The organism is Rhodoferax sp. (assembly GCF_037143375.1).
Classification (GTDB): domain Bacteria; phylum Pseudomonadota; class Gammaproteobacteria; order Burkholderiales; family Burkholderiaceae_C; genus Rhodoferax.
This window is the reverse complement of sequence record NZ_JBAWYV010000097.1, coordinates 1-12,130: the sequence shown is the minus strand read 5'-3', so window position 1 is coordinate 12,130 and position 12,130 is coordinate 1. Positions and strand designations below refer to the sequence as shown.

General features: G+C 56.9%; 7 protein-coding genes, 1 tRNA gene and 1 pseudogene. All 9 read left to right on the top strand.

Annotation, left to right across the window (positions count from 1 at the left end; all coding sequences use genetic code 11):
* Positions 1–2,099, top strand: a pseudogene (locus WCG50_RS13500) (DNA-directed RNA polymerase subunit beta'); the annotation flags it as partial.
* Positions 2,100–2,213: 114 nt separating this feature from the next.
* The gene (locus tag WCG50_RS13495; protein ID WP_336900122.1) at positions 2,214–2,774 is read left to right on the top strand and encodes a LemA family protein; all 561 of its coding nucleotides are present in this window, start codon (positions 2,214–2,216) and stop codon (positions 2,772–2,774) included.
* 8 nt (positions 2,775–2,782) lie between these two features.
* Entirely contained in the window at positions 2,783–4,108 is a 1,326-nt protein-coding gene (gene rsmB, locus WCG50_RS13490; RefSeq protein ID WP_336900121.1) for a 16S rRNA (cytosine(967)-C(5))-methyltransferase RsmB, read from the top strand.
* Positions 4,089–4,700: a DUF4390 domain-containing protein gene (locus tag WCG50_RS13485; RefSeq protein ID WP_336900120.1), complete on the top strand. Its 612-nt coding sequence runs from the start codon at positions 4,089–4,091 to the stop codon at positions 4,698–4,700. The genes rsmB and WCG50_RS13485 overlap by 20 nt, the downstream gene beginning before the upstream one ends.
* A complete protein-coding gene (locus WCG50_RS13480; protein ID WP_336900119.1) occupies positions 4,697–6,988 on the top strand; it encodes an ATP-binding protein in 2,292 nt (763 codons plus the stop codon). Before WCG50_RS13485 ends, WCG50_RS13480 begins: the two co-directional genes overlap by 4 nt.
* 38 nt (positions 6,989–7,026) lie before the next feature.
* Entirely contained in the window at positions 7,027–7,704 is a 678-nt protein-coding gene (locus WCG50_RS13475; RefSeq protein ID WP_336900118.1) for a response regulator, read from the top strand.
* A gap of 55 nt (positions 7,705–7,759) precedes the next feature.
* A tRNA-Phe gene (locus WCG50_RS13470) sits at positions 7,760–7,835 on the top strand.
* A gap of 338 nt (positions 7,836–8,173) precedes the next feature.
* A complete protein-coding gene (locus tag WCG50_RS13465; RefSeq protein ID WP_336900117.1) occupies positions 8,174–9,523 on the top strand; it encodes a site-specific integrase in 1,350 nt (449 codons plus the stop codon).
* Positions 9,524–9,863: 340 nt separating this feature from the next.
* Complete coding sequence (locus tag WCG50_RS13460; protein WP_336900116.1) at positions 9,864–11,576, top strand: recombinase family protein; 1,713 nt, start codon at positions 9,864–9,866, stop codon at positions 11,574–11,576.
* Positions 11,577–12,130: the final 554 nt, after the last annotated feature.

Genomic DNA, 12,130 nt, shown 5'->3' with positions numbered 1-12,130 from the left:
ACCGCCATGGCAACCAGGTGCAGCAAGAGTCGTTCAACTCCATCTACATGATGGCTGACTCGGGTGCCCGAGGTTCTGCCGCCCAGATTCGTCAGGTGGCAGGTATGCGGGGTCTGATGGCCAAGCCTGACGGTTCCATCATTGAGACACCTATTACCGCGAACTTCCGCGAAGGTCTTAACGTGTTGGAGTACTTCATCTCCACCCACGGCGCTCGTAAAGGTCTGGCTGATACCGCGTTGAAAACGGCTAACTCAGGTTACCTGACGCGTCGTCTGGTTGATGTGACGCAGGATCTGGTCGTCACCGAGCAAGACTGCGGCACGCATGCGGGTTACCTGATGCGCGCTATCGTCGAAGGTGGTGAAGTCATCGAATCCTTGCGCGACCGCATTTTGGGTCGTACTGCAGCCGAAGACATTCTTCATCCAGAAAACCGCGCCGTACTGTTCCCGGCTGGCGCCATGCTGGACGAAGACCTGATCGACGAACTCGAAGTGGCCGGTGTTGACGAAGTCAAAGTGCGTACCGCGCTGACTTGCGAAACCCGTTTTGGCATCTGTGCCAAGTGCTACGGTCGCGATCTGGGCCGTGGTGGCTTGGTCAACGGTGGCGAAGCCGTCGGTGTGATTGCTGCGCAATCCATTGGTGAGCCAGGCACCCAGTTGACGATGCGTACCTTCCACATCGGTGGTGCCGCATCGCGTGCTGCCATCGCCTCCAGCGTGGAAGCCAAGTCAAACGGCAACATCGGCTTTAACGCCACGATGCGCTATGTGACCAATGGCAAAAAAGAGCAGGTAGTTATTTCCCGCTCTGGCGAAATCGTGATCCATGATGAGCATGGTCGTGAGCGCGAACGCCACAAAGTGCCGTATGGCGCTGTGTTGGCTGTGAAAGCGGACCAGACTATCAAGTCAGGCACGATTCTGGCCAACTGGGACCCATTGACCCGCCCCATCATTACCGAGTTTGCGGGCAAGGCCCACTTTGAGAATGTTGAAGAAGGTCTGACGGTGGCCAAACAGGTCGACGAAGTGACCGGTTTGTCCACTATGGTGGTCATCGATCCAAAACGCCGCGGTTCAGCCAAGGTGATCCGTCCGCAAGTCAAGTTGATTGACGCGACCGGCAACGAGGTCAAGATCCCTGGTACTGACCACTCGGTGACGATCGGCTTCCCGATTGGTGCCTTGGTGCAGGTGCGTGACGGCCAGGATGTGGGCCCCGGCGAAGTGCTGGCGCGTATCCCGATCGAAGGTCAGAAAACACGTGACATTACCGGCGGTTTGCCGCGTGTTGCCGAATTGTTCGAGGCACGTTCGCCAAAAGACAAGGGTGTTCTGGCTGAAATGACCGGTACCGTATCGTTTGGTAAAGAGACCAAAGGCAAGATTCGTCTGCAGATCACGGACCCTGAAGGTTCCGTCTGGGAAGAGCTCGTTCCGAAGGAAAAGAGCATCATCGTGCACGAAGGCCAAGTGGTTAACAAGGGCGAAAGTGTTGTGGACGGCCCCGCCGATCCGCAAGACATCTTGCGTCTGCTCGGCTCGGAAGAGTTGGCTCGTTACATCGTGGACGAAGTGCAGGACGTGTACCGCTTGCAAGGCGTGAAGATCAACGACAAGCACATCGAAGTGATTGTTCGTCAGATGCTGCGCCGGGTGGTGGTTGAGAATGCTGGTGACTCCACCTACATCAACGGTGAGCAAGTGGAACGCTCCGAGATGCTCAATACCAACGATGCGTTGCGCGCTGCGGACAAAATCCCTGCACGTTTCACCAATTTGTTGCTGGGTATCACCAAAGCATCGCTGTCCACTGACAGTTTCATCAGCGCGGCTTCCTTCCAGGAAACAACCCGCGTTCTGACCGAAGCGGCCATCATGGGCAAGCGCGACGAATTGCGTGGTCTGAAGGAAAACGTCATCGTCGGCCGACTGATCCCAGCCGGTACCGGCATGGCGTACCACGAAGCCCGCGCTGTTCGCGAGAACATGGACGATGCCGAGCGTCGCGCCATCTCTGACGCAGAAGCCGCCGAACTGGCGGGTGATGCAGAAGCGACTGAAACGAGTGAAGGAACAGCAACCGAGTAACCCTCGACTGCTGCTAAAGTTATAGCGCCTCACGCCCTTTATACGGGGGCTTGAGGCGTTTTTAATTAAAACTTTAAATGAGTTGACATTGTCAATAGCGGGAGCATGAATGAGATGAGTGATTCCGTCGTGGTCTGGGTAAGTATTGCTGTGTTGATTTTTTGGTCGATGGGTGCTTACAACCGCCTGGTTCGTCTGCGGTCTCATGGCATTACGGCTTTCGCTGCCCTAGAGGGAATGCTGAATCAACATGTGTTGATCGTTAAAGCTAATGCCCCGCTAGCCGAAGAGCAGTTACCTGAACTCAAGGTTCCTTATAGCCATGACGAAGCGACGCACGCCTGGATAGGTCTGACTGCTGCAGCAGATCAGTTCAACGCTTCTTTGAAAGCGGCCCACGCCAAGCCACTTAATGGAGCGACCATGCTGGCTCTGAGAACTGCGCTTGAAACACTGAGTTTGTGCTGGTCCAGGCTACGAGACTTGCCGCCTGATTTGGCGGGCTCCGCTCTACCCGGTCCATTGCAGACGCAATGGGAAAATGTTGCTGTGCAGGCCGATGTGGCCCGAGCCGAGTTTAATAAACGGGTCGATATTTATAACGAGGCCATTCATCAGTTTCCGGCACTTCTGCTGGCCTGGGTGTTTGGTTTCAAGCCGGCGATGCCGGTATAGGGTTGAAGATGGACGTGAACGAACAAAAGATTCCCTTGTGGCGACAACTTCAGGAAGTGGCTTCCGTTTTGCAGTCAATTCGTTCCGGTGTGTCTGGAACGGCGGCCCTGGCCGAAGTTCCCGCCGATCTTCGCCCAGGCGTTCAGTCGTTGACCTTTCACGTGCTGCGCTCGCTAGGGCGGGCTGAATCGCTCAGGCAGCAACTCGCAAGCCGTTCACCACCACCACCCGCCGATGCCCTCCTGTGCACGGCACTGGCACTGGCGTGGCATGAAGAAGATGCGCCGTACGAAGTCTTTACCCTTGTCAATCAGGCGGTTGAGGCGGCCAAACGGAGTGCCGAGACCCAGGCGCAAGCCAGTTTTATCAATGCCTGCCTGCGTCGTTTCTTGCGCGAGCGTGAGGCTTTGGTGGCACACACCGAGAAAAACCCTGTGGCGGTATGGAATCATCCCAAGTGGTGGATTAGCCGCCTCCAAAAAGATTGGCCTACACGCTGGCAAGCCATCCTTGCCGCCAATAACCGCCACGCACCTATGACTTTACGGGTCAACATACGGCGTACAAACGTATCGAACTATCTGCAAACGCTGCAGGACACGGGGCTGAGTGCCACAGCAGCAGGAAACTGGGGCGTAACCTTGGTGCAACCCAAGCCAGTCAACGACTTGCCAGGTTTTTCTGACGGTGTGGTGTCGGTGCAGGATGCCTCGGCACAGTTGGCGGCACCGCTACTTCTGTCGGGCCTTACGTCGGCGATGCCGCTTAGGGTGCTTGATGCTTGCGCCGCCCCTGGAGGCAAGACGGCCCACCTTTTGGAGTTCGCAGATTGCCAGGTCAGCGCACTCGATGTGGACCCGATTCGGTGCGAAAAAATTCACCAAACCCTTCAGCGCTTGGGCCTGCAGGCGCAAGTGCTGGCGGCGGATGCAGGCAATCCTGCGGCTTGGTGGGATGGCCAGTTGTTTGACGCTGTTCTGCTGGACGCGCCTTGCTCCGCTTCAGGGATTGTCAGGCGGCACCCCGATGTGCGCTGGTTGCGTCGTGAGTCTGACATTGCTCAGTTGGGCGCGATTCAGGCTCGGCTTCTCAAGTCCTTGTGGCCCTTGGTCAAGCCCGGTGGCAGGCTTTTGTATTGCACCTGTTCGGTTTTCAGGGCCGAGGGCGAAGATCAGATTAAAACGTTTCTTAAGCACAACACCGAAGCCGCCTTGCTGCCTTCGCCGGGACATTTAATCCCCATAAATGGTGCCAGTGGCGACGCTACACCAGACAATCTAGCTTGTGACCACGATGGCTTTTATTACGCACTGCTTGAAAAGCGCACGGCTTGACCTGATCGGCCTGCTGGCCTGTGCCTGCCTGGTTTGGGGTGCGCCGGGTGCGGCGTTGGCTGATGCGCCTGCCACTGAAATTTCCCTCTTGAAGCTGGAACGAGCCGGTGACTCGGTGCTACTGACGGCCACCATTAAATTCGAATTGCCAACCGCTGTCGAAGAAGCGCTACTCAAAGGGGTGGCCCTTATTTTTGTCGCCGAAGCAGAGGTCATGCGCGAGCGGTGGTATTGGACGAATAAAAAGGTTGTGAGTGCTGAGCGTCACATGCGCTTGGCCTACCAGCCCCTGACACGTCGGTGGCGCTTGAACGTGGCCTCCGGTCTGATTACCAACGCCGGTTTGGGCATGGCGCTCAACCAAAATTTTGACGCCTTGCCCGACGCCTTGGCCGCCATACAGCGGCTGTCGCGCTGGAAAATAGCGGACACGTCCGAGATTGATCTTGAACAACGCCATCTTGTTGATTTTCGATTTCGCCTGGATGCATCGCAACTTCCGCGTCCTTTGCAAATTGGAACCTTGGGGCAGACTGACTGGGACATCTCTGCAACCATCCGTCGGCCACTGGCTCTGGAAGCTGCCAAGTGAAAGACGTCAGGCCTGCAACTGATTTGGCTGTTCGGTTTTCCCTGCGTAGTTCTCGAGCCTTGCGCTGGACCCTGGGAACCGGGCTGGCCACCATGGTGGCGGTGGGGCTTGTGTTGCTTTTTCTGCTGACCCAGGCCACCACCAACCGCGACATGTATGAGCGCAATTACGCACGTCTCTTCACGCTCAATATGGTGGTCGCTGGCTTGTTGCTGGTCGTTATTCTCTGGATTGCCTTTCGCTTGGCGAAGCGTCTGCGCCAAGGTAAGTTTGGCAGCCGCTTGCTGGTTAAGTTAGCCGCCATTTTTGCGCTGGCCGGGTTTGCACCGGGCGTACTCATCTACACGGTTTCCTACCAGTTCGTGTCGCGTTCGATTGAGAGTTGGTTTGACGTCAAGGTCGAAGGTGCACTGGAGGCGGGCTTGAACCTCGGACGCGTAACCCTCGAGACACTTTCAAGTGATTTGGCCACCAAGTCGCGCGCCTCCGCTGTGCAACTGGCCGATGCGCAGGATGCCAGTGCCGCTTTGCCTTTGGAGCGCGCCCGAGAACAGTTAGGGGCGAGCGACCTGATTTTGTGGAGTGCCTCAGGGCAATTGATTGCGGCGGCAGGGCAGTCCCGCTACCAACTCAACCCGGACAAACCCAGCCCACAGCAGTTTCGCAATGCGCGTGTACAACGGTCACTCACCTGGATAGAAGGGCTAGACGATGCCGTGCCCGGTGTGGCGGTCAACGCCCGAATCAAAGCCCTGGTTTTGGTCAGCAGCACCAGTTACGGATTGCTCAGCGAACCCCGGTTTTTATTGGTGACGCAAAACTTGCCACCCACGCTGGTGGCCAACGCGATGGCCGTGACAGAAGCCAACCGGGAATACCAGGAGCGAGCGCTGGCCCGCGATGGGCTGCGACGAATGTACATTGGTACCCTGACCCTCAGTTTGTTTTTGGCCGTGTTTGGCGCGGTCTTGCTGGCGGTTGTTTTGGGCAATCAGATTGCACGCCCTTTGCTATTGCTGGCCGACGGCGTGCGTCAAGTGGCTGCGGGCGACTTGACGCCGAAAGCTTCCTTGCAGGGACGTGACGAATTGGATGGATTGACCCGGTCGTTTTCAGACATGACGCAGCAGTTGGCCGATGCCAGGGCCTCTGTGGAGGCCAGTATGGAACAGGTCAATGCCGCACGGGCCAACCTGCAGACCATTCTTGACAACCTCACCGCAGGCGTCATGGTGCTGGATGCAAAAGGGGTCATCCTGTCGTCCAACCCAGGCGCCACGCGAATTTTGCGGGTGCCGCTGGCCGCCTGCGAGGGCCGTCGACTGGCCGACGTTGAAGGCATGCAAACCTTTGGCGAAAGCGTGCAGGCCCAGTTTGATTCGTTTTTAGGCGAGCAAGCAGAACACGGTTTGGACCACTGGCAGCAATCGTTTGAGTTGGGTAACTCGGCTGCGGCGCTCACGGGTCGGCAAGCCGATAATGCTATTATTTTAGTAGCTAGAGGCGCAGAGCTTCCGGGGGCTACAAGGCTATTGGTCTTTGATGATATTTCCGAAATTGTTTCCGCGCAACGCTCCCAGGCCTGGGGCGAGGTGGCTCGACGACTGGCGCATGAAATCAAAAACCCGTTGACGCCCATTCAGTTATCCGCTGAACGATTGGAGATGAAGTTAACCGGCAAGGTGGCACCCCCCGAACAGGCCTTGCTTACCAAGTCAGTCAAAACCATTGTGGACCAGGTCGACGCCATGAAGCGTCTGGTCAATGAGTTTCGGGACTACGCGCGTCTGCCTGCTGCCGAACTGAAGCCAATCGATTTAAATAATCTCGTGACTGAAGTGCTGCAGTTGTATGCCATCGAAACCGCACAGGTGCCGGTGCTGATGGAACTGGACCCCCGCAGCCCCAAGGTGTTGGGTGATGCCCAGCAACTCAGGCAGGTGCTGCATAACCTGCTCCAGAATGCTCAAGACGCCACGGAGTCCGCTGGATTTACCGATGCCCAGCACAGTGTGATTGTCAAAACCCAATGCAGTGAAACCAACGCAAGAGTGCGCCTGAGTGTGATTGACTGCGGCACGGGTTTTCCGGAGCACATACTCAAGAGGGCCTTTGAGCCCTACGTCACCACCAAAGTGCGGGGAACCGGTTTGGGATTAGCCGTGGTCAAGAAAATTGCCGACGAACACGGCACCCGCGTTGATATAGCCAACCGGGTTGATGGCGAAACCGTGACAGGCGCGCAAGTGTCGTTATCATTCGCCATCGCACGTGGCACACCGGCCTAGCCGGGCAACTCGCGCACATTCAAGGGACACGATAAATCATGGCAAACATACTGGTGGTTGACGATGAACTCGGCATCCGCGATCTCTTGTCGGAAATTTTGAACGACGAAGGACATAACGTTGAAGTGGCCGAAAACGCCGCTCAAGCCCGGGCTGCGCGCTTGCGAGATCGGCCTGATCTGGTGCTGCTCGACATCTGGATGCCCGACACCGATGGCGTGACGCTCCTCAAGGAGTGGTCCACGACCGGTGCACTGACCATGCCCGTCATCATGATGAGTGGACATGCCACCATTGATACTGCGGTGGAGGCCACAAAAATTGGTGCTTTGGCATTTTTGGAGAAACCCATCACCCTGCAAAAACTGCTTAAAGCCGTAGAACAAGGGTTGGCGCGCGGCGCACTGCGCAAGCCTGCTGCGCCGTTAATGGCTCAACCTGCATTTTTGGTCGCAGAGCCCGGTGCTGTCGTGGTGTCGTCCTCAGTGGTTGGAATAGAGACTGGACTTCAATCGCAGCAAAGTTTCATGCTCGATAAACCCTTGCGCGAGGCGCGGGACGAGTTTGAAAAAGCCTATTTTGAATTCCACCTTGCCAAGGAAAATGGATCCATGACACGGGTGGCAGAGAAAACTGGGCTGGAGCGAACACATCTTTACCGCAAACTGAAACAGTTAGGCGTTGATTTAACGCGAGGTAAACGCAGCGCGAACTGATGGATGAAAATCAGTATTTTGGTAGCTAAAAAGAAGCTGCTATAATTTGAGGCTTGGCCTGGTAGCTCAGTCGGTAGAGCAGAGGATTGAAAATCCTTGTGTCGGTGGTTCGATTCCGCCCCGGGCCACCAAGAAATCTTCTTACTAATCAACAGGTTAGCGAGAAAATGAAATAAGCGACCCCTTCAAAGGTCGCTTTTTTTTCGCCCTTCTGCCAAATCCCTGCCAAAAACGGGGCTTTGTCATTGGGCAGCGGGTGCGTTTCGGTGCGATCGACTGCGCTCGAACGGACGTTTTTCAGAAAAACGACGACTCAACGCTATACGCAACTCCACCTTATCGGAGTTGTTCATGTTTTTATTTTGGTCCTCGTATTTCAATGCCGGCCCAGCCGCCGGCCCCACCCCGGGTGCGGCGCCCAGTCGTCCCGCAGCCCCAGCGGCGCACCCTCAGTGCCGGGAGGTGTCCCATGGCTAAACCCTACAAAGAAGGCAGCCAATGGTCCTTTCGCCTGCGCATTAAAGGTGAAAATATTTACCGGCGCGGTTTTGCCAGCGAAGCGGCTGCGGGCAAAGAGCTGGGAAAACTCACCCACAGCCTGAAGTCGGAAGGCAAGCCGGCACTCTCGGGTCCTTGGCGCACCACGTTGGCGCAAGCGCTGCGCGACTATGCGCTGGAGCGCTTGCCCTCCTTGAAGGCCGCCAAGCAAGACGCGTGTCGTATCAACCGCTACCTGCGCTGCGCCGGCCTGCCCGAACTGAAACTGGTGTCGGCCCGCAGCGAGGAGGGCGCCTCAAGCGACAGCTTGTTGCTGTGGCGCATCCAGGACGTGCCCGTGCGCGTGGCTAGAAAAATCCCCGCCGGGCTGGCGGCGCACCGCAGCAAGCAGGCCCAGCGCACGCTGCTCAGTGACAAGCAGCGGCAAAAATTGGCGGCCACGCCAGTGGCTGACCTGCGCGCTTATGAAATTCAAAAACTGGTCGACCTGATGATTCAGGACGGCTACAGCGCCGCCACCATCAGTTTGGAGCGGGCCATGCTACGCCGCGTGTTGAACTACGCCAAGCAGGCCTGGTGCTGGATTGAGCCAGCGCGCAATCCGGCCGAGGGCATCAAGCTGCCCAAAATCGACAACGGGCGCGACCGCGTGCTCACCAACAAAGAGTGGGGTGTGCTGTGCGAAGCGCTCAAAACCTGCCACAACCCGTATGTGGCCCCGGCGTTGGCTTTGTTGCTGGAGACTGCCATGCGCAGCTCCGAAGCCCTGGTGGCGGCGACCTGGGGTGATTTTGATGGAGAGCGCTGCATCCTGCGGCTGCGAGAAGCCAAGGCCGGTTGGCGTGACGTGCCGCTCAACCCGGGGGCGATGGACGTCATTTTGCAGCTGCAGGCGATGGCGCAAGCCGCAGGGGCCGAGGCCTGGTTGCCCACAGCCCAGATTTTGCCGCTGAGTTATGAAGCGTTGAAGGCGGCCTGGAACCGCGTCTGCGAGCGCGCCGGCATCGAGGGCGTCAAGCTGCACGATTTCAGACACACCTGTGCGACCCGGTTTTCGTTGGAGCTGCATGGCAATTTGCCGGTCCTGCAGGTCATCACCGGTCACAAAACCATCTCGCAACTGCTGCGCTACATCAATATCAAAGCCGACGATGTCGTGCGCCAACTGCATGGGCGCCCGCTCGACCATGCCAGCGCGCCGGCGGGTTTGCGGGTGATACGGGTGGAAGGGGTCAGGCCGCTGGTTGGCGCGCCTTTTCCGCGGGCACAAGACCTACCGGCCAACGTCATTGCGTTGACCCCGCGCGCGCTCACAACGTAGTACGAGCGAAAAAAATAGCGCGAAGCACCGCCGCAACCAACTGCGACGGTCCTTCTCGCTATACATCAGTGGCCCAAGTCCCAGATAGGGGACTACCGGGCTGGCAGCACAAGGTAGAAAACATTATTCCAGACTGGAACACCATGAAGATCATTCCCGAAGTTTTGGATCTGATCGACGCATTAACAGACATCGCTGCCTCTTTTAAACCGCATGACAGCGAGACTGAAAAATGCAAAATCGTTCTTCCCAAAAGGGCCCCAGTGCTCAAACCCCCATCGCGGGCGCCGCAAGCGCCTGTTGTCAAAACCAACTCGTCACGAGTCCCAAAAAAGCGGGGATGGCCATGAGAGTGGCGGTCTACGCCCGCTACTCGACAGACGACCAAAAAGAGTCGTCGATTGAGGACCAGATTCACACGTGCCGTGAGACCGCGCGCCGCTTCGGCTTGGAGCTCACGCCGTCACTGATTTTTTCTGACAGTGCCATATCCGGCCAAGCCAAAAAGACGCTTAAACGCACCCAGTACCAGGCGATGCGCGCAGCGATTCGCAACGGCGAAGTCGATGTGCTGATTTGTGACCAGCAATGCCGCCTCGCCCGCAGTGCCAAAGAGTCACTCAATTTCTTTGACGAACTCAAGGACCACCGGGTGCGCCTGCTGACTGCGGACGGTCTGGACTCGGAGCACCCGACCTCACAGTTGCTGTTCGGCATCAAGTCGGTGTTTTCTGAGTTTTTTGTCGATGAGACTCGACACCGGGTTGGGCGCAGCATGCAAGGCGAATTTGACCGCGGCAGCATGATTACCGCGATACCCTATGGCTATGAAAAAGATGTGCTGCGCAGCAATGCCTCCGGGCATTGCTATTGGACGGTCTGTCAAGATGAGGCCACGGTGGTGCGCGAAATTTTTCTCAACCGCAAAAATGGCATGAGCCTGAATCAAATAGCGGCCATTCTCAACGGGCGCAGCGTCCCTACATCACGACAAAAAACGGACGAGACGCCGCTCTACTGGCGGGCCGCCGCGATATGGCGGTTACTCCAATGCGCTGTCTACAAAGGGGTCTACCAAGTCAATTTTGCGGAGACTAAAACCCATGCGCGGCGCGAGGCGCAGCGCATGATGAGCGAGTTTGCGCTGGTCAGTACGGCGGACTGGGATATCTGTCAAGCCATGGGCAAACGAAGTCCGGCGGCGGTAGAAGGTGTGTTGGTCAAGGGCGTCAAAGGACCGCGTGCCACGTATGGTGGTGGCAAACACCCGCTGGCGGGGGTGTTTCGGTGTGGCACCTGCGGTGTTAATTTGTCATGCCACCATTCACGCACCGATGCTGGCACGATGCACTGTATTCAGTGCGAGCACGCCACCAACGTCGGCTTGGTGGGGCGCCAACCCCTTTACGTCTCCATTAAAGGCCTGCGGGTGCTGCTGCGCTGGCTGTTAGACCATGTATTGTCGGTGGGCGTCGTCAAGCACTACCGCGCGCAGTTGCGCAAACGCTTGGCTGGCGGGCGCGAGGCGGAGTTGCAATCCGCGCAGCAGGACTTGGAGAAAGCGCAGCGCAGTCAAGCCCGGCTGGCGCGGCTCTTAAGGGACATTGATGTCGACGATGCGTTGCTGGAAGCGCAGTACAGCAAAACGCGCACCGATGTGCTGGAGCTGGGTGAGCGCAGTCGGCTGCTGGCGTTGGAGATGGCGGACATGAACGAGGCGGCGATTCGGCTGCAGCTGGGGGTTGATTTGTCAACGGTAGTGGATGCGTTTTTGAATGACAGCCAAGCTCCGGAGCGTACGCGTGCGTTGCTGAACCGGATTTTTCCAGCGCTGATATTGCGTGGCAAGACCGACCGTTTCACCGCGATTTTTGAAGTACATGTCAAACCGGGGGCCATTCTGGCTGAAGCGACGACCACGCCAGAACTGGTCAATGGCTGCGAAGTGCTGTGGGTGCGACTGATAACGTCTGGCAGCAAGTATCCAAGCTGGTCGGTGGAGGTCATGGAGGCCCCGGATTTAACTCAGCTCGCGCTCGCCGAAGAAGCGTAGAGCTGACCTGAGTTGACGCGCTCAAGGCCACTGGCCCAGGCTGCTTTGCCTGGGCCGGGGGCCTTTTTGCAAGGATCCAAAAAGCGGTCGCTGGCTGCGACTGTTCAACCCCAATTTACATCGAGAGGGTCCGCACATGAGATAAATTGGGGTTATAAGTTTTTGCCAGTTGAAAGGGGATAGAAGGCAACAGCGATCCCCGCCAAAAGCAAATTCTATGGATGCAACGCAAATGGAGCCCTAAAGCAGTCAAAAAAGCATCAGTTAGAATTTAAGGATAAAAATCAAAATAGATGTAATTTCGCTCTGTAGGGGGGCTAAAGCTTTAATTAAAAGCAAGTTAGTAAGCGTTTTCCATTGCGACATCACACTTTTATTCAGCAAATACACGTGGGCATCACGCCACTGTCGTCCACGGCGATGGCGGCTGGCTTGATGACGTCCCCCTTTCTGGCAGGCAGCGCCTTAATGTTTCCCCCAATTTACTGAATATCCATGTTGAATTCATTTTTAAAGTCCTTCTGTTTACGCGCGTTGCCCTCTGCGTTGGCCTT